The organism is Methylomonas sp. 11b (assembly GCF_000515215.1).
Lineage (GTDB): Bacteria > Pseudomonadota > Gammaproteobacteria > Methylococcales > Methylomonadaceae > Methylomonas.
The window spans coordinates 2097062-2121118 of sequence record NZ_KI911557.1; the positions used below are offsets into that span (position 1 = coordinate 2097062).

Here is a 24057-nt window from a genome sequence, read left to right on the forward strand (position 1 = left end):
AACCCAACATTTAATGCCAACGCGTTGGGTTACGCCCTTCGCTACCGCTTAGGGCTAACCCAACCTACGCTTTTTATTTCAGCATTTTAAACGCGCTGCGGCCGGCGTATTTGGCTTTGTCGCCCAACTCGTCTTCGATTTTCATCAGACGGTTGTATTTGGCAACACGATCGGAACGGCTCAATGAACCGGTTTTGATTTGGCCGGTGCCGGTCGCGACCACCAAGTCGGCGATGGTGGTGTCTTCGGTTTCGCCGGAACGGTGAGAAACTACCGCGCTGTAGCCGGCAGCAGCAGCCATATCGATAGCCGCCAGGGTTTCGGTCAAGGTACCGATTTGGTTGACTTTGATCAGGATGGAGTTAGCGATGCCTTTCTCGATACCTTCTTTCAGGATAGCAGGGTTGGTCACGAACAAATCGTCACCGACCAACTGGATTTTGCCGCCCAATTTTTCGGTTTGATATTTCCAGCCGTCCCAATCGTTTTCGTCCAGACCGTCTTCGATGGAGATAATGGGGTACTTATCAACCCACGCTGCCAGGAAATCGACCATTTCTGTGGAGTTGAAACTGCGATTTTCCGCAGACAACACGTATTTACCGTCATCGAAATATTCTGAAGCAGCAGCGTCCATACCCAGATAGATGTCAACGCCCGCTTTGTAACCGGCTTTTTCAATCGCTTCCAGGATCACTTCGATGGCTTCTTCGTTGGAAGACAAGTTAGGCGCAAAGCCGCCTTCGTCGCCCACAGTGGTCGCTAAACCGCGGCTTTTCAATACTTTAGCCAGGTTGTGGAATACTTCCGCACCGTAACGGATCGCTTCGCGAAAGGTTGGCGCGCCGACAGGCAGAATCATGAACTCTTGCAAATCAACGCTGTTATCAGCATGCGAACCGCCGTTGATGATGTTCATCATCGGTACAGGCAAAATAAATTCGCCGGATTTGTTCAGGAATTTGTACAACGGTACACCGGCTTCTTGTGCAGCAGCGCGCGCGGCAGCCATGGAAACGCCCAAGATGGCATTGGCACCAATGCGGCTTTTGCTTGGGGTGCCGTCCAAGGCAATCATTTTTTCGTCCAACGCGGCTTGGTTGTTGGCATCCATACCGACGACCGCTTCGCGAATTTCGGTGTTGACGAAGTTAACGGCGTTCAATACACCTTTACCCAAATACCGAGCTTTGTCACCGTCGCGTAATTCGATCGCTTCGCGTTCGCCGGTGGATGCGCCGGAGGGCACCATCGCACTACCGATGATGCCGGATGCCAAATACACTTCCGCTTCAACGGTCGGGTTACCGCGTGAATCCAGAACTTCTCTTGCCTTTACGTCTACTATTCTTGCCATTATTTTGCCCTATAGAGTGGTTTCAATCAGGCTGGTGGATTTAACAGCCCGGTCTATCGTTACTAACATTTCCAATAATTCTTTCATGCGGTGCAAAGGCCAGGAGTTGGGGCCGTCGCTCAACGCTTCTTCCGGTTTGGGATGCGATTCCATGAAAAGTCCGGCAATGCCCACTGCCACTGCCGCCCTCGCTAAAACAGGCACATGCTCGCGCTGACCGCCGGAAACATTGCCTTGCCCGCCCGGTAACTGCACGGAATGAGTGGCGTCGAATACCACCGGGCAACCGGTGTCGCGCATCACAGCCAACGAACGCATATCCGAAACCAAATTATTATAGCCAAACGACACGCCGCGCTCGCAAACCATGATTTGCTGATTGCCGGTGGCTTTGGCTTTAGCAGCGACATTGGCCATATCCCACGGCGCTAAAAACTGGCCTTTTTTGATATTCACCGGCTTGCCCAAAGCGGCGACGCTTTGGATGAAATTGGTCTGGCGGCACAAAAACGCCGGTGTTTGCAGCACATCGACCACCGCCGCAACTTCTTCTAGCGGTGTATCTTCATGGACGTCGGTCAAAACCGGCACATGCAATTGTTGCTTCACTTTTTCCAGGATCTGCAAACCTTTTTCCAGACCCGGACCGCGAAAACTTCCCAATGAAGAACGGTTGGCTTTGTCGAACGAGGATTTGTAGATAAACGGAATATTCAACTCGTCGGCTATTTCTTTCAATTTACCGGCGGTATCCATGGTCATTTGTTCGCTTTCGATCACACAGGTGCCGGCGATCAGGAAAAACGGCTTATCCAGGCCGACTTCGAAATTACATAATTGCATGTTTAACCTTGTTTCTTGTGTTTGGCGGCCGCTTCCACAAAGCCTGAAAACAACGGATGACCGTTACGCGGTGTCGAGGTAAATTCGGGATGGAACTGGCAAGCCAAAAACCAGGGGTGATCCGGCAGCTCGATAATTTCCACTAAGCGGCCATCCAGTGATTTACCGGAGAAGCGCATGCCGGCGGCTTCCAACTGTTTCAAATACTGATTGTTGAATTCGTAACGGTGACGATGGCGCTCGGTAATCACGTCTTTCTGATACAACTCGAATGCCAACGAATCGGATTTTAAACGGCATTTTTGCGCGCCCAAGCGCATGGTGCCGCCGATGTCGGAATCTTCGTCACGCACGTTTAATTGTCCTGCTTCATCCATCCATTCCGTAATCAAACCGATAATGGGATGCGGGCTATTCGGCAGAAATTCTGTACTGTGCGCGCCTTCCAAACCGACCACATCGCGGGCGAACTCGATCACTGCGGACTGCATGCCCAAGCAAATGCCCAGATAAGGAATTTTGTTCTCGCGGGCGAAACGCACCGTGGAAATTTTGCCTTCCACACCGCGCTCGCCAAAACCACCGGGTACCAGAATCGCATCGACGTCTTTCAGCTTTGCGGTGCCTTCAGCTTCGATGGTTTCAGAGTCGATATAAGTGATCTGTACTTTGTGGCGGGTGTGGATACCGGCGTGAATCAAAGCCTCGTTCAAGGATTTGTAAGCATCGGTGTGGTCAACATATTTGCCGACGATGGCGATATTGACTTCATCGGTCGGGTGAGTGAGGCCATCGACCACTTTCTCCCAAGCCGACAAGTCAGCTGGCGGCACATCCAAACGTAACTGGGCTACGACGATGTCGTCCAAACCTTGCTCGCGCAACAATAGCGGGATGCGATAAATGGTGTCGGCGTCAATCGCGGAAATAACCGCTTTTTCGTTGACATTGGTAAACAAGGCGATTTTTTTGCGTTCGCTGGCCGGGATCGGTTGTTCGGAACGACAAATCAGAATATCCGGCTGGATACCGATGGTGCGCAGTTCTTTTACCGAATGCTGCGTCGGTTTGGTTTTAATCTCGCCGGCCGACTTGATGTAAGGCACCAAAGTCAGGTGGATAAATACAGCCCGGTCGCGGCCTAACTCCACGCCCATCTGCCGGATGGACTCCAGAAACGGCAAGGATTCGATGTCGCCTACGGTACCGCCGACTTCGATCAAGGCCACATCAGTGCCTTCGGCACTGGCATAAACACGGCGTTTGATTTCGTCAGTAATATGCGGAATGACCTGCACCGTCGCGCCCAGATACTCGCCTTTGCGCTCGTTGCGCAAGACTTGCTCGTAAACTTGGCCAGTGGTGAAGTTGTTTTTCTTGGCCATCGTGGTTTTTAAAAACCGCTCGTAATGGCCTAAGTCCAGATCGGTTTCCGCGCCATCCTCGGTCACGAACACCTCGCCGTGCTGAAACGGGCTCATGGTGCCGGGGTCGACATTGATGTAGGGATCGAGCTTGGTGAGAGTGACTTTGAGGCCGCGATCTTCCAAGATGGCTGCCAACGATGAAGCGGCTATCCCTTTTCCCAAGGATGAAACCACTCCGCCGGTGATGAATATGAATTTTGTCATGAACGTTTGGCGCCCTGTTAAGCAATAGCAAGGGGGTCGAAAAGCGGCAAATTCTAACAGTTTTATGGTGCAATTGCCTTTTTAATTGCCAAAGCAAGCTGAGCTGGGATCTCGATAATTGAAAAACATCAACGACATTCGGCAGTAAACACCAACTGATTTTTGCCGCGTTGCTTGGCCAAATACATCGCATCGTCGGCACATTTAATCAACAATTCAGCTTCGGAATGATCGGTGGGATACATGGCAATGCCGATACTGGCCCCAATTTTGACGGTCTTTCCATGAATTAAAAATACTTGATTGATAGCTTTCAACACATTTTGCGCGACTTGCTTAGCCGCCAACACCGAGTGTAAAGAGGTCAGCACGAATACGAACTCATCGCCGCCCAAGCGCGCAACCGTATCGACTTCACGGCAACATTGCTCGAAACGCCGGGCCACGGCTTGCAATAACTCATCTCCGGCATCGTGGCCCATTTCATCGTTCACAATCTTGAAACCGTCCAAGTCCAGAAACAATACTGCCAAAAATGTCGAATCGCGCTTAGCGCGCAGTAAGTCTTGCCGTAAACGCTCGACCAACAAACCGCGATTGGGTAAACCGGTGAGCTGATCGTGAAACGCCAGATACATTAACTGCTTTTCCTTGCGCTCCTGTTCGCTGACATCGGTAATCGTACACATACTGATTTGATCGTTAAATTCGAACAGAGTTTGGGTGTTGATTTTCGCAACAAAGGTGGAGTTGTCGCGCCGCAACCCCAGCATTCGGACATTGTCCGCAATAATCAATTCTTTTAAAGGCTTGCCGATCAAAGCCTGATCGCTATATCCGAACAACTGATTGGCAGTCTTATTGGCGGAACGTACACATTCGTCACGACCATACAACACGATACCGGTCTCGATGGAATCGATGATATTGCGCAAGGCCTGCACATTGCCCTGCGATTGCTTGATTTGCGCCAGCAAGCGCTTGCAGACCAAGGCAAAATTCAGCAATGCCAGTAACAGCAAACTGGCTTGCAAGCTGCGCAGATAAAACACTTCCTTGGTGGCGTTCTGCTCCAATGCGGTAGTCAGCTCATTCATCAAACCCAGCAATTGCGAGTTATGCATCAACAAAGCATTCAGTGCCGGCCGCAAAATCTCGGCATCAACCCCGGCACCGCCCTGTTCAACCGGCGATAGGCGTTTGTGAATCAGCGTCCAGAGCTGGGACGCCGAGCCGATAATCATTTGCGTATTGGGGGCATCGGCGGCGGCCAGATAAACCGGTTTGCCATCACCGCTACTGGTCATACCGCCTTGCAAAAAACCACCTAAGGTTTTATCGAACAAGTCGACAGCATTGGAAAATTCGCTAAAAGCGCTGAGCTTTTCCGTATTGGTTTGCACGACATGCAACATCAGCAAAGATTTGGTCATCCGCTGCGACAACATGCGTTGGCGGCCGGATAAATTAATAGCCACCGCGCTCTTTTCCAGCTTTGCGGAAATCCAAAAATTAAGCCCCAGCGCCACCGCATCAAACACGATGAATAACACCACCGGAATGAAAATCGCCGGAAGTTTGCCGCGGGTCTTTTCGGTCATTTCAGGATGCCGCTTAAAAACCCTGGTCTACGCCATTTTGTAACTTGGGCCACGAGCTAAATGCAAACACCCAAATCATGATGACATTAAGCACCGGCACCAACAAAACCAGCGTCCAGCGCCCGTCGAATCCGGCTTTTTCCAAAATTCGATAGCCCAGCCAAAGGCAAAAGAGCATGAATGCCGGCAACAACACGAAAAATAGTTCCATGACTAGCCCTCCTTTTTTGCATTCGGCCATTCTTTGAAAGCCAGTTGCAGAAACACGATCAGCAATCCAAAGACCGGCAAAAACACCAATGCCGCCCACGCCGGATTTAGACCGGCTTTTTTATAGATCAAGATCGCCGGAATCGCGATCATCATGCCCACGATCATGGCCTGGAGTATCTCGGGAAACATCAACATGACACCTCCTATCGGTTTTCGTTAGCTATCATTACATGCTTTCGGATGCGCGCCAATCCAACTGGTAACAAGCGTCCACCGCACTAAGCCAAGCCCATTCCGCAATCCATAAGCCTGCTACCGCAGCCAGACTACCATCCAAATAAATCAATGGCCGAATATCTCTTTCCCAAGGCGGAACCCCTGCTTCCTGGTAGAGTTTTTTTAAACCATGATGACCGACCCGACCAGGCAATTTAAGCTTTTCGCCGCCGCGCCGTGGCTCCACCGTCACTATTGCATTCTGCCATAAATCTTTAGATAACCCGACCGATGCTGAATTTCTACGCAACACATAGCCATTGCTTAAAGATATTTGCTCCTGTTCTTGCGCCCAGCACTTTGCTTCAGTGTCCTTTCGTAGATTGAGCTCGGGGATGCAATACAATTTTTGCCGATATTTGCGGATGGAATGGCCTTGAATATAAATTTGCGGCAATGCATCGGCACGTCCGCCCATTAACTGATTGACTAGCGTTTGCAACACCGCCTGACTCGGCGGCTTCAATCCCATGCATCCCAACCAGTGCCGCAAAAGACAGTTCAGCTGCGTCGCCGTGATCGCTGATAAATCGGCGATATCGAAACTGCCATCGGTGGGATGGAAAGCCGCCGGCAAGTTCTGCTTCGCCCAAGCCTCTATCATCTGCGCCGCGTCGCCGCAGAGCTTAGCCGAACGCGCAACCGTTTTATCCAGCGCCGGCCAGCGCTGTTTCAACACCGGCAGAATTTCGTTACGCAGGTAATTGCGGTCGAAATCGCTGCTTTGATTGCTGGGATCTTCCACCCATTGCAAACCGCGCTGTTGCGCATAGCGCTGGATATCGACCTTAGCCACATCCAATAGTGGCCGCAGCAGTTGTCCGTTCCCAAACGCACTGGAAATCGGCATGCCGGCCAAGCCTGACACGCCGGCGCCTCGAAACAATTGCAGCAGTAAGGTTTCCATCTGATCTTCGCGGTGCTGGGCCAGCAGGATAATATCGTCGACAGCTAATAGTTGCCGCAGCGCCCGATAGCGCGCTTCGCGGGCCGCAGCTTCCGGGCTTTCGCCGTTACAGGCCCGCGCATCTACCGTTAACAATTCAAAATCCACACTTAAGCTTTCTGCTTGCCGGCGACAATGTTCGCCCCATCCCGCTGACTCAGCTTGCAAGCCGTGATCGACATAAACGGCGATGACCTTGCCGGCGAGCGCCGGCAAGCCCACGCATAAATCCAGCAGCACAGTCGAGTCTAAACCGCCGCTATAGGCGACGAACACTTTCCGGCACGTGGCAGGCAATAGAGCAGCAATAGTCTGCGGATTGAGATCGGGCATGGTTTACTCACAAAAAAGGCCGATTTGACTCGGCCTTTTGTTGATCAACTAATTATGACTGACAGTTTTATTTAACCGGCTCTTCGATGTACGAACCAAAACGCATAATGCGCTGATAACGTCTCTCCAGCAGTAAATCCATGTTTTCCGCCTGTTGCTGAAGATCGTTAAGGTGCCTGGACAATGCGTCCTGCAAATTGGCGGCAATTTTTTCGAAATTGCGATGACCGCCACCCACTGGCTCGCGAATCACTTCATCCAGAAAACCTTGCTCACGTACGCGGTCCGAGGTTATCCCCATCGCTTCCGCCGCCAACTGGGCTTTATCGGCGCTTTTCCATAGAATCGAGGCACAACCTTCCGGAGAGATAACCGCGTATGTACTGTATTCCAGCATTAATAATCTATCACCCACACCAATAGCCAACGCCCCACCAGAACCACCCTCGCCGATCACGGTGCAAATAATAGGCGTGCGGAGTTTGGACATTTCGAACAGATTACGGGCGATAGCCTCACTTTGACCGCGTTCTTCGGCGCCGATACCCGGATAAGCGCCCGGAGTATCGATCAAACAGATGATAGGCAGCTTGAAACGCTCGGCTAACTTCATCACGCGTAAAGCTTTGCGATAACCTTCCGGACGCGGCATGCCGAAATTACGATAAATTTTTTCCTTGGTATCCCGGCCCTTCTGATGCCCGATCACCACCACCGGCTGTCCCAGCAAACGCGCCATCCCGCAGACTATCGCCGGATCGTCGGCATAGGAGCGGTCGCCATGCAGCTCGTGGAATTCTGTGAATATCAGATCAATATAATCCAAGGTGTACGGCCGGCCAGGGTGGCGGGATAATTGCGATATTTGCCAGTCCGACAAATCCGCGAAAATACTTTCGGTCAAACTCTCGCATTTCTGTTCGAGTTGCTTCAAGGTTTCGGAAATGTCGAAATTGTTGTCCAGCTCTACCTTACGCAGCTCTTCTATCTTGGCCTGGAGTTCGGCAATCGGCTGTTCGAAATCTAAGAATTTTAAATCCATGTCAATCCGGCATTAGAATCAATAAAATGGCCGGCAATTCTAATGAAAAATGCCGTCATTGCCTATTTGTTTTACCGAGCCCCTGCAAATGAAGAATGCTACCGCCTTTGATAATACCGCCTATGCGCCGCTTGCGGCCAGAATGCGGCCAACTACGCTGGACGATTTCATCGGTCAGCAGCATCTGCTCGGCAAAGGCAAATCGCTGCGCGTGGCTATCGAACAAGGCGTGCCGCACTCGCTGGTATTTTGGGGGCCACCCGGAGTCGGAAAAACCACTTTGGCCAAAATCATCGCCGCCAGCGCGCATTGCCATTTCATCGAATTGTCGGCGGTGATGGCCGGCGTGAAAGAAATCAGGGCGGCGGTAGCCGAGGCGGAAGAAGTCAAACAGAGCCGCAATCTGAATACGGTGGTGTTTATCGACGAGATTCACCGCTTTTCCAAAAGCCAACAGGATTCGCTGTTGGCCCCCATCGAAAGCGGCGCGATTATTTTATTCGGCGCCACCACAGAGAATCCTTCGTTCGAGTTGAATAACGCCTTACTGTCCCGACTGCGGGTCTACGTGATGCGCAGCATCGAGACCAAAGATCTGGAGGCCTTGTTAAATAATGCATTGACTGACTCAGAACGCGGACTGGGTAGCCGCAATTTGCAGATCGACGCGGATGTGTTGACCATGATCGCCAAAGCCGCCGACGGCGACGCCCGCCGCTGTTTAAACATCCTGCAAATCGCCGCCGATCTGGCGGAAAACATCGACGGCCGGGAAACCGTGAATCGCGAAGTATTGGACGAAGTGCTGCTGGGCCATGCCAATCGCTTCGACAAGGGCGGCGATATTTTCTACGATCAAATCTCTGCCTTACATAAATCGGTACGTGGCACCGACCCGGACGCCGCGCTGTACTGGTTTGCCAGAATGCTGGACGGCGGCTGCGATCCTTTGTATATCGCCCGCCGAGTTATTCGGATGGCATCCGAAGACATAGGCAACGCCGACCCGAGAGGCCTGGAATTGGCGTTGAATGCTACCAACGCTTACGAGCGGCTGGGCAGCCCCGAAGGCGAACTATCGCTGGCGCAAGCCATCGTTTACCTGGCCTGCGCGCCGAAAAGCAATGCGGTTTACGTGGCCTACAAAGCCGCCATGGCGGACGCTCGCAACTGCGGCTCGCTGGAAGTACCCATCCATTTACGCAATGCGCCAACCAAATTAATGAAGGAACTGGGACACGGTGCGGACTATCGCTACGCCCATGACGAAAAAAATGCTTATGCCGCCGGCGAAAACTATTTCCCGGAATCGTTAAAAGCCCGGCAGTATTATTTTCCGGCGGAACGTGGTTTGGAAATAAAAATAAAAGAGAAACTGAATTTCCTGCGGAAATTATAAGAATTGAAAACTGGATGCAATCTTTTGGCGGCTATAATTTTAACTACAGCAAAACACCATTAAAAACTCGATTATAACTGGAATATATAGATAGCGGAATTAACTGATTCGCTCTGCGCTTATGGTAGCGGGCAAAAAAAACTCCCATAAACCAAGGAATCTATGGGAGCATGGAAGCAAACGCATGATGGAAGATCGTTTGCAAGTCTCTGACTATAGGAGAAAACTTTCAACTCTTAACTGCTTGCGCACGATTATTTAATAAAATCGTGCTCCATACTGCTGCCACCCCAAACATCATTGTTGACAATATAAACTGTCCTGAAACAAAAGCGACTATACCTAAAAACGATACAGAACCAATAAACATGTCTTTTTTTAATTCGTTCATTTGCGCCACCTAATATAAAAAAATAATAATTAAAACTGTTAATAATTTTTTAAATCATCCCAAAACTTCTTCAAAGCCCTGTTCGAAAACGTGGCTTAAGTAAAACTCAAAATCGGATCATCCGCCACTGGCAATAGATAAATTTTGAATAGCACTCGCATTATTTAACTTTAGATATTATTGATATCCGCTGTAACCCTGATTAACTCTGGAGTTTGCTTGTCTATGTTTATTGCGTTTTAAAACCCAATGCCGAATATGTGAATCTATTCACAATCGAATGCTCGCGCGCTGTCTACCTGCCAAGAACCCAGCGACCAAGCCAAGTTGAACTACACCGACTCCAGCTTATAATGCGCTCACCCATCCAAGGAGCTTTTATGAAATACAGTTCGCGTTTTATGTTGTTTTTGTTGACGTTTGGCTTAGCCGCCTGTTCCAGCGCGTATTACAGCGGCCTGGAGAAAATCGGCATCCCTAAACGTGAAGTGATGGTGCATCGCGTGGAAAAAGCCCGCGATACCCAGGAAGAAACCAAGCAACAATTTAAATCGGCACTCGAACAATTCACCGTGATGACTAATTTTAAGGGCGGCGATTTGGAAGCCACCTACAACAAACTTAACGGTGAATATGAGGCCAGCGTGAAAAAGGCCGAGGAAGTTAACAAACGCATCGCCGACATAGAAGACGTCTCCAGCGCACTGTTCAGCGAATGGGAAACCGAACTAAGCCAATACAGTAATGCCTCGCTAAGACGGAATAGTCAGCAAAAATTGACAGCCACCAAAGCGCACTATCAACAACTGATTGAGGCAATGCGCAAAGCCGAAACCAAAATCGAGCCAGTGCTCAGCGTGTTTCGCGATCAGGTGCTCTATCTAAAACACAACCTGAATGCTCAAGCCATCGCCTCGCTAAAAGGCCAGTTGGACTCGGTTAAATCCGATGTATCGGCCTTGGTAGTGGAAATGGAAAAATCGATTAATGAGGCGGACGGGTTTATCAAGACTATGGAAAAGCAATAGCGCTTCTCCACCAAGCTATTCTGATTAAAGCAAAGGCAGACAATTTTAGAACCGAAAACTTACCCTCTCAACGGAGAGGGTAAGATGCACGATTTTCGAATCTTATTCCTGATGAGCAAACCGCTTCCGCTCCTCGGCACTTTTACCGAGGGCTTTCGCCATCCAAGGCGGCGCGGCATCGAACACTTTCTGAAACTCGGTGAGTTTCTCCACCGCGTCGATAACATCGGGTTCCTTGATCGGATAAATATCCGCACGTATCACTTTCGCGGCCGCCGGTCCGCCGATGGATTGCACGAACAGCACATGGCAATCCTTGATCATATTAGCCCGGAACAGATTTCTGTCTTCCGCACTATCGGCTTCCACAGTAGAGCGAATGTCGATCAAGCGCATATCGCTTTTGGACAATTGATAGACCAAAAACCGAATGCAGGAACCAAAATGCCCATTCAATAGCTGACCGCTATTGGAGGCAATCGCCACCCGAATCGATTCCGGAATATCGCCGTCTTTGTAAGGCATAATCTCCGGCAGACCTTCGTCTTCCTCTTCCTCGCCCCACAAATACCTGACCGCCAGCTTGATGTTTTCCAGACCGATGCCGATATCTTCGCCGTCTTCCTCGCCATCCAGACTACCGATGCCGGTCTTCAGGTTGGTGACAGTAATCGACTTCAGTTTCTCGTCGTCCAGCGGCGAGCCGACTTTCTCGTGCAACACACCGATCAACTTCGGCACATCCACTCCCGGCAAAATCCGCGAAGCCAATGCGATACGCAAAGCCAGATCTCGTGATAATTGTTCCATAGCGTCACCCTTAAAGTTTGTGCTGTTCTTTCCAGTCGGCATAGCCGCCGGCCAAGCTGTAGACTTGTTGAAAACCGAAATCACCGAACATTTCAGCCAAATGCTCGCTGGCATGCCCGTAATAGCAATAGATCAGCAAAGGCTTGGCCTTGTCGGCTTTTTTCAGCAACGAATCGCGTAATTGCTCGTGGACATGCATGGCATTTTCAATATGCCCAGCCCGGTAATCCTTAAGATCGCGACAATCCAGAATCATCGGTTGCTGCTCCGCAATTAGCTGTTCGGAATCGGCCGTGGAGATAGTTTTGAAATTTTTCATAGCACTAACACCCTCACCAGGCTCAAGACGCCAACCCTAAACCGGCCCACCGGCTAAATCTTTCTTAACTTCGATAGTTTGCGACAGAGCAGCCTCCAGACTAATAGGCTCGGCTTTGATTTTATAGCCCTTAGCCGCCTCGTATGCGGTGATTACCTTGTCTTCGCCGGACTGGCCCTTCAGATCGGATTTTTCGATATATAGCTCTTCCAACATCAAGTTCCAGATCATACCTTCCTGATGCGGCAATAAATTGAAAACAACGCCATCTAAAACGATTTGCATCGGCTTAGCGATGTTTTGCACGTAAAACAGGGTGACGGTTTCCGGGGTCAACGCTTCTTTATATTTTTCGACAAATACCGGCAAGTCTTCCAATTGGAAAAACAGGCCGTTGATGAACAAAATCTTGTCGGCATCGGCCAATATCGCTGATTGATTAATCACCATCTCCGGGGTTTTCCGGTCACGGATATTCGTCGACCCTTCACGCAACTCACCTTCCACTAACACCAAGTCGCCGCGAAACGCGGAAAGCCCGGCAGTGCTGGTTTTGCCGACTAAGGTGGTAATCCATAAAAGCCCTTGGCTGTCGTATTTTTCAAGTAGCATTTGCTTAAATCCCCAATGAAAGGTAATGAATGAAAAGTAGTTAACAGCTTGCAAGCAAAACACTTGCCAGGACGACTAAAACCACATCAAAGCCATGGTTGATAAGGTTTTTACTTGGTTTTTTGATGAGAATAGTTCGTAGAAATATGCCGTTTGGCAGCGGCACAGCCCGACAATGTAGTAAACACGACAATTATCGAATGATGCTTATTTAAGATTTGTAGGATTTATAACGAAATTTTTATCGGGCTAGCTAACAGTCACCGGCAGGCATCAGTGCAGCCAGGATTACGGCATTGCTCTTAAATACCGCTGCCGCATTGACGCCTGGTTTTAGCGCAAGAACCTCGGCACTCGCTTGAGTAATAGTCGCGGCAATAGTTTCGCCGCTGGGTAGCTGGATGATCACTTCAGAATCCACTCCATCAAAATGAATGCGAATCACGCGGCCAGCCAGACGATTCCGCGCCGAAAACAGATGCAATCCACCATCATCAGCCAATACCAAAATGTCCGGCGCATTGACCAGCACCACTGCGTCGCCGCCTACCTTAAGCTCCAAGTTTACAAGCGTTGCCAGCGGCACGCTGGCAACTACTTGCTCTCCACCCTTCAAAGACACAAACACTTCGGCGTTTACCGAACCAGAGTTGATCCTGGCAATCGTTCCGGACAGCTGGTTTCTGGCACTGGTTTTGATCACCTGTCGTTTCAACAAAAGCATTACATCCGGATCGTCGATCAAGCTTTGATTCAGTTGCTGCAAAAGGGCGCGATGCTGATCCTCTAGGCGGGTGAATAACTTCAGTAAGGATAAACCCGCCGCTGTTAGCGTGGTCCCCCCGCCCTTGCTGCCACCCGTCGCAGTGGCTATTAAAACCTTGGGAGCCAAATTATTTGCCCGCTCTATCATTTGCCATGCGCCCTTGTAACTTAATCCGGCCTGCTTGGCCGCTTGATTGATCGAACCGCTTTGTTCTATTGCCCGTAGCAAGCTAATCATGCGATTGTCCAATATGCCGGCTAGGCGTAATTCGCCTTCAAGCCAAGGAGGCTCTGGTCTGTTTGGATTTTTCTCTGCTGTAGACATTATTCAATTTATCTATCTAATTTTTTAATGGCCTATTTAAAAAATAAACTGCCGACTACCATTATTTCCCCAATTGAAATAAGTTATTTTTGTTTTTCGTTATTTACTTTCGTACATAACGAAAAGTAGACTGCCAACACTCCCTGGCAGGAATGAAACACCATAGCAAAATCAGACAAAAGCCAGGACATTATCATAAACCCAGCGCATTTAACCGGCTTAATAGGTGAAACATGGCCCCCAAAAACCGTTATCGCAAAGCATCTTTTCTCACGGCACTGAGTGCGATCACAGCGAATAATCTTTACATTGACGCTAGCGAGGCCGCGGAAAATAAAACCTACAGCAAGCCACCCATGGCCGCCTTTTCCAGTCAGATGCCGGATGCCCTGCTGGGCAACGATAAATTCGAAAAGCCGGTCTGGAATCTACATGACACGCTGAATTTGCCAAAGTGGCTATCCGCCTCACTGGAACAGCGCACCCGCTATGAGACTATGGACGGCAGCTTTAAAGCCAACGGCAGAGGCGGCGATCAACAGATTGCCTTGCAAACCGATTTGTGGCTGCAAGCCAATCTGGGCAAGTTAAGGCTCGGTACCGAGTTTCTGGATGCCCGCGCGCTGGGCGCCGATAGCGGTTCCGGCGTAAATAACACCCACGCCGACACTGCGGACTTCATTCAAGGTTACGCCGCGTGGGCAGATCAAAATCTGTTTTACAGCGGTATCGGCGCTGAAATTGTGGCCGGCCGGCAAACGCTAAATCTGGGCAGTCGCCGCTTAATTGCCCGCAATGCGATGCGCAACGATATCAACAGCTTTACCGGAATAAAGCTGAGGCTGTTGGACTACGATTCTTGGCAATTTACCGGCTTTGTGACCATGCCGGTCAACCGCTATCCGACCGCCGCTGCGGACATTCTGAACGAGGTCCACGAGTTCGACGAGGAAGATACCCACACTTGGTTTTCCGGCGGGTTCTTGGAGCTTTACAACTTGGCCTGGAATATCAATAGCGAAGTTTATCTATACCATCTCGACGAAGGCGACAGCATCCGCAATCCCACCCGGAATCGCCGCTACTTCACACCCGGCGTGCGCTTTTATCTGAAGCCCAAGAAGGCCAATTTCGACTTTCAAACCGAAACCATCGGCCAGCTAGGCACCGTCCGTTCCAGTACTGCCGCCAGCAATGGCCGCGATTTGGAGCACGCCGCCTGGTACCAGCACGCCGATGTCGGCTATACCTTCGACGCCCCTTGGTCTCCGCGTTTCGCGTTGGAATACGACTATGCCAGCGGGGATGAAAACCCTAACAACAATCAAGACCAGCGCTTCGACACCTTGTACGGTGCCCGACGCTTCGAGTTCGGCGCGACCGGTATGTATGGCGCGTTCGCCCGCAGCAATATCAGTACGCCCGGCTACCGCATCGCTGCCGCGCCGCGCAACGATGTGCAGCTTGGACTGAGTCACCGTTTTTATTGGCTGGCATCGGACAGAGACAGTTGGACCACGGCCAGTTTGCAAGATACCGGCGGTCGGAGCGGTGATTTCGTCGGTCAACAATTGGAATTGACCGCGCGTTGGGATTTTAACAGCAGTTTGAATTTCGAAACCGGCTGGGCGCATTTGTTCAAGGGCGAATTTGCAAAAAGAGCGCCGTCGGCACCGACTATTAAAGACGACGTCGATTATGTTTACGTGCAGAGCCAATTACGGTTTTAGCCGCTACCGATCAGCTTATCATTCAGGAGAAATAGCATGTCGTTTATCGCTTTAAATCGGATAATTTTAGCTTTATCGCTTTTGTCGAGCGCGTTTGCGCAGGCCGAGACTACGCTGGTTGCGGTCGCCGCCAACTTTACCAAACCCATGACCGAGATCGCTGAGGCGTTCGAGAAAGCTAGCGGCCATAGTGCCAAGCTGTCGTTCGGTTCGTCCGGCAAATTCGTCGCCCAATTTGAGAACGGGGCACCGTTTGAAGTGTTTTTATCGGCTGACGATAAAAGCCCGTTAAAACTGGAGCAATCAGGTTTGGCCGTGGCCGGTAGCCGGTTTACCTATGCCATCGGCAAATTGGTACTGTGGTCCGGCAACCCCGGCTATGTCGACGAGCAAGGCAAAATCTTGAGCAAGGGCGACTTCAAGCATCTGGCCTTGGCGGACCCTAAACTGGCGCCCTACGGTGCGGCGGCGGTGGAGGTCCTGAAAAACCAAGGCCTATTGGAAAAACTGCAACCTTTGTTCGTACAAGGCGAAAACATCGCTCAAACTCATCAATTTGTCAGTACCGGCAATGCCGAACTGGGTTTTGTGGCCTTATCGCAAGTGATCAACAACGGCAAAGTCGGCGCGGGCTCCGGCTGGATCGTGCCGGAAAACCTGCATAGCCCGATCCTGCAAGACGCGGTATTGCTGAAAACCGGTGCCGAAAATCCGGCCGCGCAAGCTTTGCTGGCTTTTCTGAAAACGCCGCCGGCTTTGGCCATCATAGAAAAATATGGCTATGCCTTACCCGCAGCAAATTAACGTTTATTCAAACCCTTTATGTTAAGGGCGCTCCCATCCAATCAAGAGGAATTATCATGAAAGCAAGCGCACGTAACCAATTTTCCGGCACCGTCACGGAAGTCACCATCGGCGCAGTCAACGCCGAAGTGCATGTCGGTTTGAAAGGTGGCGAAACCATCGTCGCCTCGATTACCAAAGACTCCGTCGAAACCTTGGCGATAGAAACCGGCAAGAAAGTCATCGTGTTGGTAAAAGCGCCGCAAGTCATCGTCGTCACCGATTTCGGCGGTTATCGGATTTCGGCGCGTAACCAATTGGAAGGTACGGTCACTGACGTTAAGGCGGGCGCTGTGAACACTGAAGTGGATATTGCCCTGCCCGGCGGCGACAAAATCGCCGCTACTGTCACCAACGATAGCGTGGAAACCTTGGGGCTACGCAAAGGCCAAACTGCCACCGCGGTATTCAAAGCCGGCGCGGTGATTCTCGGCGTGCAGGGTTAATATCGTGATCGGCCCGGCCAACCAGACCGGGTCGACTTTAACCACCGGAGGTGGTCATGCTGCTGGAAATGAATGTCAAACTGCGTCGCGGTCATTTCGACCTCAGCACGCAATTATCGGTCGGCGACATCAGCGTCGGCCTGTTCGGACAATCCGGCGCAGGTAAAAGCACCTTACTGGGGCTGATCGCCGGCACCATCCAGCCGCAAAGCGGACATATTGCGCTGGACGGCAAAATCTTGTTCGATAGCCGTAAAGGTATCGTGATGCCGCGCGAACAACGGCCGATAGGCGCGGTATTGCAGAGCGATTGCGCCGACGCCACGGAAACCGTGCGCGACAATCTAACCGCCGCCTATTACCGCACCCTCAAACAGCGCCGACTGTTCAAACCGGACTATTTAATCAATTTACTGGAACTGGGCGCCAATCTGGATCAGCCTATCGAACGGTTATCGGTTGGTGAACGCCAGCGGGTGGCGCTGGCCCGTTCGCTGCTGAAATCGCCGAAGTTGTTATTGCTTGACGAGACTTTCGCCGCCATCGGCCACGGTTACCGTTCGCAACTACTACCGATTTTGAAACGCCTGCAAGACGAATTCGGTTTGCCGGCACTGTATGCCAGCCAGTCGCTGGGCGAAATTCTGGAATTGACCGACCAGTTGATTGTGCTGGAACACGGCCAGGTGCTGCGCAGCGGCTCTTTGCGCGAAGTGGCTAAACAACAAGGTATCTTGCGCTATCTGGGTATCCGCCAAATCGACAACATCCTGCCGATCAGTATTCGCAATCACGATGTCCAGGCAGGTTGCAGTATGGCGGATAGTTTCGGTCTGCCGCTGGCCTTGCCGCTACGCCCGCAGTTTGCAATCGGCAGCCAGAGCCAGGTATCGATCCGCGCCAACGACATCGCCCTGTCTCGGGCCTACATCGACGGCATCTCCATTCAGAATCAGCTAAAAGGCCGGATCTGCGCAATCATCCCTAGCGGCGAAAGCCTGATCGTGCAAGTCGATTGTGGTGGGACCTTATTGGTGGAAATTACGCCGGGGGCCTGCCAGAGTATGGCGTTGCGGGAAGGCGACGTGGTGTATTGCCTGATTAAAACTCACGCCATCGTCTATCTGGCCGAACTGGACACCCTACCCTACCAACGCATCGTCAGCCACGGTGACGGCTACTACTATTTGAACCATGCCGGCGCCGACACCAGCCGTGTTTTGGAATACCGTTACTGAACTCGGTATCCGCCTATACGGCGCCCAAACTGTCGCTGAGAAAAGTGTCTAACTGCTGTAGTACGATTGCTTGCGCGGCTGCAACGGCGTGGTCTGCGGCAAGGTTATAACCCCATAGCGCGAAGAATAATTTCACATCGGCCAACTCCGGGTGTTTTTTTACACCTTCCAGAGCAGGCAGGCGATCCTCGGTAAAATAAATCGGCTGGCCCGGATGCCGGGCTTTTAAACCTTTCAGGATTTCCGGTTTGCCGAGTTTGCGGTCCATCCCGAAAATTCGTTCATCGGCCAATTCAATCTGGTTGGCACTAAGGATTTCCTTCACGAAGCGCTCTTGTTTGGTGGTAATCACGCACCAAAAATGCCGTTGTCCCAAGTCACGCAGCTTTTCGGCAACACCGGGATACAAGGGATTTTTGGCTATCCAATCGGCACGATCACTGGCAATCCAATTGTCACGGGTTTCGCCGAACAGCTTTTTCAAATCGTCGATGCTTAAATGGATTTCGTCCAGCATCCTTTGCACTTTAGCGGCGTAGTTGGCGTAAATAGCGGCAGTACTCTTGCCCAAATACATGAGGCGGATAATCAGAATCGCTTCGTACCCCGTCTCGATAATCGGCCGCACTTCGCGAAACTGCTCAACGATAGCCTGAGGTACCTCGTCAGGCATGTCTTTCCAAATAGTAGTGCCGGCTTTCCAGCCGGTGATCGCGGTTTCAATCGCACTGTCGCAGACAACGCCATCAAAATCCAGCGCATAAATAATTGAATCGTTCATTGAAATAGGGGTATCCGGAGTCACGGGAAATGGGCGGTATTGTAACGGATGAAGCGGCGGATAATCTGGATTGCATCGCAAAACCCGGCGGGAATCGCGCCACTCGCAATAATCGAAACTAGAGTCAACACCGCGCAGACTATAATGCGTATATAGTTGCGAAACTACCAGCGCTCGCCTTGGACTGGTCCGATTCTGGACCGTGTCGATTTTGCTGTATGCCAGCAGTTTGAGCAAATATTGCGCCGGAAGTACGCGATACGAATCTACTGACGGATAAGCTTATTTAGTCACTTGTATACTGACAACGCCTGAATTACCCGATGTATCCGTTGCAATCACTTTGATAACATGGTTGCCTGCTGAGATTTTTTTGGCGTTCCAGTTATAACTCAAACTACTGCTGGTCGTGGAAGCAACCAACTTCGTATCGATATAAATCTGCACCTTGGCAACTGCGACATTATCTTTTGCCGCAACAGAAACCGCGACCAAACCACTGACTTTAGCGCCGTTCACTGGGGTAGAAATATTAACCGTGGGTGCGATCAAATCAGCAGTGGCTGTATTGCCAGTAGTGCCGCCGGTAGCATTTTGATTCTGTACGCTGACAGTCACGACAGCAGATGAACCAGTATTTCCAGCCGAATCGATTGCGGCAGCAGTTAAGCTAACGTTGCCATTGGCTAGACTACCGGTATCCCAACTAAATTGATAAGGCGCGACACCGTCGGTTCCGACCAGCTTGCCATTGGCAAACAGCGAGACTTGGCTGACGGACACATTATCACTAGCGGACACCGCTACAGAGGCCAATCCACTAACCACACTACCGGCACTTGGCGACGTAATAACCGCTGTCGGTGCCTGAGTATCCACCGAAATGGTATTGATAGCTGTCTTTATTGCATTAGCCGCGTTGATTCGCCCATAGCCGTAGTTCAAGTCAAAATTAACACCGGACACCTTATCGGCAGAACTTTTCAATATTTTCTCGACATTGTCAGGCGTAAGTTTCGGATTCGCCGCCTGAATCAGTGCGACAACACCAGCGGCAACAGGAGTGGCGAGCGAAGTACCGTACCAAGCAGCATAAGTGCCGCCTTTATTGGTCGTCGCGATGGATACGCCCGGTGCGGCAACATCAATGTATTTACCGAAATTCGAGAAGCTTGCTTTCACATCGTTAGTATCTGTAGCGGAAACAGCAATCAGATTTACGCTATCTGCAAGCCCAGGGTCCAAACCATCATTGCCGGCAGCCACCAATACCAAACCGCCTTTACTGCGCATGTATTGGGCAGCTGAAGCTACCGTGGCGCTATCGCTTGCGGCGTAGCTAAGGTTAGCGACGTCGGCACCATTATCTGCGGCCCAGTTCAAGCCTCGTGCTACGTCACTCCAATATGCATAACCACTGGCATCATTGGTAATTCTGATCGGCATGATTTTGGCGTTCCACGCTACGCCTGCCACACCACTGGCATTGTTGGTAACAGCAGCGGCGGCACCCGCTACGGCGGTACCATGTCCATTGACATCAGCAGTGACCGAACCACTATCTACCGCATTCCAGCCAGGCACCATATGTGCCGCTAAATCGGGATGTGAACCATCCACCCCGCTATCAAGAATGGCAATGGTAATTCCATCTGCTTTTGATACATCCCATGCGTTAGGGCTCTGAATTTTTGATAGATGCCAAGCATTGGCAAACTGTGGATCGTTGGGAACCGCACTTAGTGGCACAGCCATATCCAATTCAGCAAACTCGATATGGGGATTTTTTGACAAGGCTCGCACCACAGCAGCCTCAGCATTTTCAGGGACATTAATGATATGAATAGCCGAACTACCGATTTTTTCAGCAATACCACTGCCATTGAAACGTAGAATTTTTTTAAACTCGGCGTCAGGCAATCCAGCTTTGGGCTGGACTAATATCTGTCCGAATTTCCAAGCTTTGCCGGCCGGCAAATTGGTTGCAGTATTAGAAAATGCTTGCCCATAAACGAATCCAGCAGGCAAACTGAACAAACTTACAACCACAATCTCCTTAACTCTAAGCATGACAATCCCGTCTATCGAACAAAAGGCTTATTGTAAGATGCTCAGGCCGCATACTTTATTAAGAACACATTAAATCCCCTGGGGATCATTTGCGAATAGCCCAACCAGGATTAACCCGTTTCTTTGTTTATGCCGACTCACACAAAAAAAACAGGGGCGAAATACGCCCCTGTCTTAATTGCCTTTGAAATACCGCCGACAATATTGTTGGCAGTTTTCCAGATACGAACGCTACTTGCTGACTAGAATGCTGACGGTACCGGTTTTATTGGAGGTATCGGTGGCAACCGCTTTGATCGAATGGCTGCCGGCAGCCACTTTCTTGACATTCCAGCTATAGCTCAAGGTTTTGCTGGTTGTAGAAGACACCAGCTTGTTGTCGATATAAAGCTGTACCTTAGCGACAGCAATATCGTCATTAGCAGCTGCGGCGATATTCACTACGCTTCCACTCACTTTCGCACCATTTGTTGGGTTAGAAATGGTCACGGTTGGAGCCGCTTGATCCGTGGTGGTTACCGTGGTTTGATTTTGTACGTTCACAGTCACGGCGCTTGATGAGCCTTGGTTTCCGGAAGAGTCAGTAGCCACCGCAGTTAAATTTATATTGCCGTTTGCCACAGTCGTGGAATCCCAACTGAATGTGTAAGGAGCAGTGCCATCTGTTCCGACCAATTTACCGCCTGCGTAAAATGAAACCTGGCTTACGGCGACATTATCGTTAGCGTTAACGGCGACAGAGGTTAAACCACTTACCACAGAACCAGCAGCTGGAGATGAAATGGCAGCGGTCGGCGCCAGAGTATCTCTAGCCACTGTATTGAGCGCTAATTGCACAGCGGCGTTAGCATTGATACGTCCATAGCCATAGTTTGGATCAAAATTAACACCGGATACTTTATCGGCAGAATCTTTTAGCACCTTTTCGACATCCGCAGGCGCCAAGTTGGGATTTGCAGCTTGAATCAACGCCACTACACCCGCGGTAACCGGACTAGAAAATGAGGTCCCGTTCCAATTGGCATATCCGCCACCTCTCAGAAGCGTGGCAATAGAAGTGCCGGGAGCTGCGACATCAATAAAGGCGCCATAGTTGGACCAACTGGCCTTCACATCATTCCAATCGGTTGCTGAAACAGAAATCATGTAGGGGTTATCGGTATAACCGGGATCTACTCCGTCGTTGGCGCCTGCAACAACCACTATTCCGCCTTTGGAATTCATATACTGGGCCGCCGATGACACCGCCGAGCTACCACTCACCCCATAACTGATATTTGCGACATCGGCACCATTGTCAGCCGCCCAACTCAGGCCACGCGCAACGTCACTCCAGTAAGCGTATCCCGTTGAATCGTTGGTAATTCTGACGGGCATAACTTTCGCGTTCCACGCCACGCCAGCAACCCCTACTGAGTTATCGGTGACAGCAGCTGCTGTACCGGCAACCGCAGTACCATGACCATTGATGTCGGTAGTGTCGGAGCCTCCATCCACCGCATTCCACCCCGGAATCATATGATTTGCCAAATCCGGATGCGAACCATCAACACCACTATCCAAGACGGCTATTGTAATGCCGTCCGCTTTGGAAACATCCCATGCGCCAGGCGTTTGAATTTTTGCTAAATGCCACGCACCACCAAAGTTTGGATCATTTGGGGTGGTAGTACTCATAGGCTGAGCCATGTCTAACTCAGCGAACTCGATATGGGGGTTTTTTGATAGCGCCCGTACCACCGCTTCTTCCGCTTGCTCAGGGACGCTAACGATATGAACCGGCAAATTACCGATTTTTTCACTGCTTTTACCTTGATTGCCACGCAGAATTTTCTCAAATTCCGCATCAGCCAAACCGGCATTGGGCTTAACTAAAATTTGCCCTGGTTTCCAGGTCTTAGCGACGTTACCAGCCGAGGCGGGCAACTGCTGCATATCCCGATTTATTTGCAAAATTTCCTGGTCTAGCAAATATTTATCGAGATAAATGATTACAGGCACTGCCAGTAGTGCAACACCTAAAGTGATGTACAAATTTTTTTTGTTCATGACTGTCCCCCTGGTTTTTGTTTTGAATGTCCAAATCTTAAACACCTCATCCTTGGCTTCATGCCATGAGGCTTTCTGAACGCAAGCTAATTTGAATTTTCCGAATCAGCTTTCTGCTTGGAAGGAAGTCTAAAAAAACTGGGCCACCATTACTGTGACTTTACTTTCAGAATCACCATAACAACAATGGGGTAACACCTATTGCTATAGCTACCAGACAATTTCTGGAAAAAAAACGCCGGTTTAACCGGCGTTTTTAAGGCGTGTAAACAAATCGGACAATCAGACTTTGTTTTTACGTGACAAACCCATGCCCAACAAACCCATGCCTAGCAAAGCCACAACGCTTGGCTCTGGCACGCTCCCTTGACCGCCACCACCACCGTTGCGTGTGTAGTTACCTATCAGGAAGCCGCTATCGGAACAACCAGCACAACCTGCCGTACTTAGCGACTGCAAATGAGCACCCAATTGACCGGCAGGTAACGTAGCTTCAGAGCTCTGTAGTGCCGCTGCGGAATAAAAGTCATCCAAAGTCCAATTACGGTTTAAGGTTGCGGTAAACGACAAATTCACGGCATTAGTGACGTTGTTTCCGTTGCCTGGCGGATCAACGGCTTCAAATAGAAACGTGGGATTGAAGTTCCCCCCGCCTACTGTCGACGCTGGATTGCTGATAACCCAACCTGTTGGCGAAAACCCACCAAAACTCAAATTTCCGGGGATGACTGAAGACCCTAGATTGAAATAAAACTCGTCAAGCTTTGCATTTGGATGCAAAGGCGAAGCGATATCCACTGTCCAAGTAGCGACTGTGTCAACGACATTAATGCCAACGTTGATGAACAGGTTATCTGGATTATCAGTTCTGGGATCGCCTGTTAGGCTACCCGCTACGCTAAATGAGGCCGCTTGAACGCCGCCTCCGAAAATTGCGGTTGACGATAAAAGTCCCGCTAAGAATATGTGTTTAATCGTTTTGGTTTCCATAATTCCCCCTAATATAAAA

At 50.5% G+C, this 24057-nt stretch carries 23 protein-coding genes; 6 read left to right on the forward strand and 17 right to left on the reverse strand.

Annotation, left to right across the window (positions count from 1 at the left end; genetic code table 11):
• Positions 1-73: 73 nt before the first annotated feature.
• The 8 genes from eno to accA form a co-directional block, all read right to left on the reverse strand.
• Entirely contained in the window at positions 74-1357 is a 1284-nt protein-coding gene (gene eno, locus METH11B_RS0110125; RefSeq protein ID WP_026601939.1) for a phosphopyruvate hydratase, read from the reverse strand.
• Positions 1358-1366: 9 nt separating this feature from the next.
• Positions 1367-2200: a 3-deoxy-8-phosphooctulonate synthase gene (gene kdsA, locus METH11B_RS0110130; protein ID WP_026601940.1), complete on the reverse strand. Its 834-nt coding sequence runs from the start codon at positions 2198-2200 to the stop codon at positions 1367-1369.
• A gap of 2 nt (positions 2201-2202) precedes the next feature.
• Positions 2203-3831, reverse strand: coding sequence for a CTP synthase (locus tag METH11B_RS0110135; protein WP_026601941.1), 1629 nt, complete (start codon positions 3829-3831; stop codon positions 2203-2205).
• A 128-nt stretch (positions 3832-3959) separates the two neighbouring features.
• On the reverse strand, positions 3960-5432 hold the full coding sequence (locus METH11B_RS0110140) for a diguanylate cyclase domain-containing protein (protein ID WP_026601942.1): 1473 nt from the start codon (positions 5430-5432) through the stop codon (positions 3960-3962).
• A 13-nt stretch (positions 5433-5445) separates the two neighbouring features.
• Entirely contained in the window at positions 5446-5643 is a 198-nt protein-coding gene (locus METH11B_RS0110145) for a hypothetical protein (RefSeq protein WP_020482995.1), read from the reverse strand.
• A gap of 2 nt (positions 5644-5645) precedes the next feature.
• A complete protein-coding gene (locus tag METH11B_RS0110150; protein ID WP_026601943.1) occupies positions 5646-5840 on the reverse strand; it encodes a hypothetical protein in 195 nt (64 codons plus the stop codon).
• 31 nt (positions 5841-5871) lie between these two features.
• Positions 5872-7200 (reverse strand): tRNA lysidine(34) synthetase TilS, encoded by a 1329-nt coding sequence (gene tilS / locus METH11B_RS0110155; protein ID WP_026601944.1) that lies wholly within the window; start codon positions 7198-7200, stop codon positions 5872-5874.
• A gap of 67 nt (positions 7201-7267) precedes the next feature.
• Positions 7268-8242: an acetyl-CoA carboxylase carboxyl transferase subunit alpha gene (accA, locus tag METH11B_RS0110160; RefSeq protein ID WP_020482998.1), complete on the reverse strand. Its 975-nt coding sequence runs from the start codon at positions 8240-8242 to the stop codon at positions 7268-7270.
• Between the two features lie 88 nt (positions 8243-8330).
• Here accA and METH11B_RS0110165 point away from each other — a divergent pair, with 88 nt between their 5' ends.
• A complete protein-coding gene (locus METH11B_RS0110165; RefSeq protein WP_036277309.1) occupies positions 8331-9641 on the forward strand; it encodes a replication-associated recombination protein A in 1311 nt (436 codons plus the stop codon).
• Positions 9642-9870: 229 nt separating this feature from the next.
• Here the strand turns inward: METH11B_RS0110165 and METH11B_RS29450 are convergent, their stop codons facing one another.
• Complete coding sequence (locus tag METH11B_RS29450; RefSeq protein ID WP_197026946.1) at positions 9871-10032, reverse strand: hypothetical protein; 162 nt, start codon at positions 10030-10032, stop codon at positions 9871-9873.
• A 380-nt stretch (positions 10033-10412) separates the two neighbouring features.
• On the opposite strand from METH11B_RS29450, the gene METH11B_RS0110170 reads away from it, so the two are divergent.
• Positions 10413-11060, forward strand: a complete 648-nt coding sequence (locus METH11B_RS0110170) for a DUF2959 domain-containing protein (protein WP_026601946.1) — start codon at positions 10413-10415, stop codon at positions 11058-11060.
• Positions 11061-11162: 102 nt separating this feature from the next.
• On the opposite strand, the gene METH11B_RS0110175 is transcribed toward METH11B_RS0110170, so the two are convergent.
• From METH11B_RS0110175 to METH11B_RS0110190, 4 genes are all read right to left on the reverse strand, one after another.
• Positions 11163-11870 (reverse strand): dinitrogenase iron-molybdenum cofactor biosynthesis protein, encoded by a 708-nt coding sequence (locus tag METH11B_RS0110175; protein ID WP_020483002.1) that lies wholly within the window; start codon positions 11868-11870, stop codon positions 11163-11165.
• A gap of 10 nt (positions 11871-11880) precedes the next feature.
• Entirely contained in the window at positions 11881-12189 is a 309-nt protein-coding gene (locus tag METH11B_RS0110180; protein ID WP_020483003.1) for a rhodanese-like domain-containing protein, read from the reverse strand.
• Between the two features lie 36 nt (positions 12190-12225).
• Positions 12226-12801 carry a hypothetical protein gene (locus METH11B_RS0110185; RefSeq protein ID WP_026601947.1) on the reverse strand — a complete coding sequence of 192 codons (576 nt, stop codon included), beginning with the start codon at positions 12799-12801 and terminating at the stop codon, positions 12226-12228.
• A 253-nt stretch (positions 12802-13054) separates the two neighbouring features.
• Entirely contained in the window at positions 13055-13804 is a 750-nt protein-coding gene (locus tag METH11B_RS0110190; protein WP_026601948.1) for a TOBE domain-containing protein, read from the reverse strand.
• A 320-nt stretch (positions 13805-14124) separates the two neighbouring features.
• On the opposite strand from METH11B_RS0110190, the gene METH11B_RS0110195 reads away from it, so the two are divergent.
• The 4 genes from METH11B_RS0110195 to METH11B_RS0110210 are packed head-to-tail and all read left to right on the forward strand — an operon-like array spanning position 14125 to position 18148.
• A complete protein-coding gene (locus METH11B_RS0110195) occupies positions 14125-15621 on the forward strand; it encodes an alginate export family protein (protein ID WP_026601949.1) in 1497 nt (498 codons plus the stop codon).
• Positions 15622-15657: 36 nt separating this feature from the next.
• On the forward strand, positions 15658-16425 hold the full coding sequence (gene modA / locus METH11B_RS0110200) for a molybdate ABC transporter substrate-binding protein (protein WP_026601950.1): 768 nt from the start codon (positions 15658-15660) through the stop codon (positions 16423-16425).
• A gap of 56 nt (positions 16426-16481) precedes the next feature.
• Complete coding sequence (locus METH11B_RS0110205) at positions 16482-16910, forward strand: TOBE domain-containing protein (protein WP_026601951.1); 429 nt, start codon at positions 16482-16484, stop codon at positions 16908-16910.
• 56 nt (positions 16911-16966) lie between these two features.
• Positions 16967-18148: a molybdenum ABC transporter ATP-binding protein gene (locus METH11B_RS0110210; RefSeq protein WP_026601952.1), complete on the forward strand. Its 1182-nt coding sequence runs from the start codon at positions 16967-16969 to the stop codon at positions 18146-18148.
• A 13-nt stretch (positions 18149-18161) separates the two neighbouring features.
• Here the strand turns inward: METH11B_RS0110210 and METH11B_RS26650 are convergent, their stop codons facing one another.
• From METH11B_RS26650 to METH11B_RS0110230, 4 genes are all read right to left on the reverse strand, one after another.
• Positions 18162-18929: an HAD family hydrolase gene (locus METH11B_RS26650; protein ID WP_036277314.1), complete on the reverse strand. Its 768-nt coding sequence runs from the start codon at positions 18927-18929 to the stop codon at positions 18162-18164.
• Between the two features lie 282 nt (positions 18930-19211).
• Positions 19212-20999 (reverse strand): S8 family serine peptidase, encoded by a 1788-nt coding sequence (locus METH11B_RS0110220; protein WP_081733785.1) that lies wholly within the window; start codon positions 20997-20999, stop codon positions 19212-19214.
• A gap of 231 nt (positions 21000-21230) precedes the next feature.
• Positions 21231-23048, reverse strand: a complete 1818-nt coding sequence (locus tag METH11B_RS0110225) for a S8 family serine peptidase (protein ID WP_026601955.1) — start codon at positions 23046-23048, stop codon at positions 21231-21233.
• 282 nt (positions 23049-23330) lie between these two features.
• The gene (locus METH11B_RS0110230; protein WP_026601956.1) at positions 23331-24038 is read right to left on the reverse strand and encodes a PEP-CTERM sorting domain-containing protein; all 708 of its coding nucleotides are present in this window, start codon (positions 24036-24038) and stop codon (positions 23331-23333) included.
• Positions 24039-24057: the final 19 nt, after the last annotated feature.

What these genes read in the sequence shown, in the direction of transcription:
- METH11B_RS0110170 (WP_026601946.1), top strand. Translation starts at nt 10,413, where the DNA reads ATGAAATACAGTTCGCGTTTTATGTTGTTTTTGTTGACGTTTGGCTTA.
- METH11B_RS0110195 (WP_026601949.1), top strand. Translation starts at nt 14,125, where the DNA reads ATGGCCCCCAAAAACCGTTATCGCAAAGCATCTTTTCTCACGGCACTG.
- METH11B_RS0110190 (WP_026601948.1), bottom strand. Translation starts at nt 13,804, where the DNA reads ATGATTAGCTTGCTACGGGCAATAGAACAAAGCGGTTCGATCAATCAA.
- METH11B_RS0110205 (WP_026601951.1), top strand. Translation starts at nt 16,482, where the DNA reads ATGAAAGCAAGCGCACGTAACCAATTTTCCGGCACCGTCACGGAAGTC.
- METH11B_RS0110230 (WP_026601956.1), bottom strand. Translation starts at nt 24,038, where the DNA reads ATGGAAACCAAAACGATTAAACACATATTCTTAGCGGGACTTTTATCG.
- METH11B_RS0110175 (WP_020483002.1), bottom strand. Translation starts at nt 11,870, where the DNA reads ATGGAACAATTATCACGAGATCTGGCTTTGCGTATCGCATTGGCTTCG.
- METH11B_RS0110150 (WP_026601943.1), bottom strand. Translation starts at nt 5,840, where the DNA reads ATGTTGATGTTTCCCGAGATACTCCAGGCCATGATCGTGGGCATGATG.
- METH11B_RS0110220 (WP_081733785.1), bottom strand. Translation starts at nt 20,999, where the DNA reads ATGCTTAGAGTTAAGGAGATTGTGGTTGTAAGTTTGTTCAGTTTGCCT.
- METH11B_RS29450 (WP_197026946.1), bottom strand. Translation starts at nt 10,032, where the DNA reads ATGAACGAATTAAAAAAAGACATGTTTATTGGTTCTGTATCGTTTTTA.
- modA (WP_026601950.1), top strand. Translation starts at nt 15,658, where the DNA reads ATGTCGTTTATCGCTTTAAATCGGATAATTTTAGCTTTATCGCTTTTG.
- METH11B_RS0110135 (WP_026601941.1), bottom strand. Translation starts at nt 3,831, where the DNA reads ATGACAAAATTCATATTCATCACCGGCGGAGTGGTTTCATCCTTGGGA.
- METH11B_RS0110225 (WP_026601955.1), bottom strand. Translation starts at nt 23,048, where the DNA reads ATGAACAAAAAAAATTTGTACATCACTTTAGGTGTTGCACTACTGGCA.
- METH11B_RS0110140 (WP_026601942.1), bottom strand. Translation starts at nt 5,432, where the DNA reads ATGACCGAAAAGACCCGCGGCAAACTTCCGGCGATTTTCATTCCGGTG.
- METH11B_RS0110180 (WP_020483003.1), bottom strand. Translation starts at nt 12,189, where the DNA reads ATGAAAAATTTCAAAACTATCTCCACGGCCGATTCCGAACAGCTAATT.
- kdsA (WP_026601940.1), bottom strand. Translation starts at nt 2,200, where the DNA reads ATGCAATTATGTAATTTCGAAGTCGGCCTGGATAAGCCGTTTTTCCTG.
- METH11B_RS0110145 (WP_020482995.1), bottom strand. Translation starts at nt 5,643, where the DNA reads ATGGAACTATTTTTCGTGTTGTTGCCGGCATTCATGCTCTTTTGCCTT.
- METH11B_RS0110185 (WP_026601947.1), bottom strand. Translation starts at nt 12,801, where the DNA reads ATGCTACTTGAAAAATACGACAGCCAAGGGCTTTTATGGATTACCACC.
- eno (WP_026601939.1), bottom strand. Translation starts at nt 1,357, where the DNA reads ATGGCAAGAATAGTAGACGTAAAGGCAAGAGAAGTTCTGGATTCACGC.
- accA (WP_020482998.1), bottom strand. Translation starts at nt 8,242, where the DNA reads ATGGATTTAAAATTCTTAGATTTCGAACAGCCGATTGCCGAACTCCAG.
- tilS (WP_026601944.1), bottom strand. Translation starts at nt 7,200, where the DNA reads ATGCCCGATCTCAATCCGCAGACTATTGCTGCTCTATTGCCTGCCACG.
- METH11B_RS26650 (WP_036277314.1), bottom strand. Translation starts at nt 18,929, where the DNA reads ATGAACGATTCAATTATTTATGCGCTGGATTTTGATGGCGTTGTCTGC.
- METH11B_RS0110210 (WP_026601952.1), top strand. Translation starts at nt 16,967, where the DNA reads ATGCTGCTGGAAATGAATGTCAAACTGCGTCGCGGTCATTTCGACCTC.
- METH11B_RS0110165 (WP_036277309.1), top strand. Translation starts at nt 8,331, where the DNA reads ATGAAGAATGCTACCGCCTTTGATAATACCGCCTATGCGCCGCTTGCG.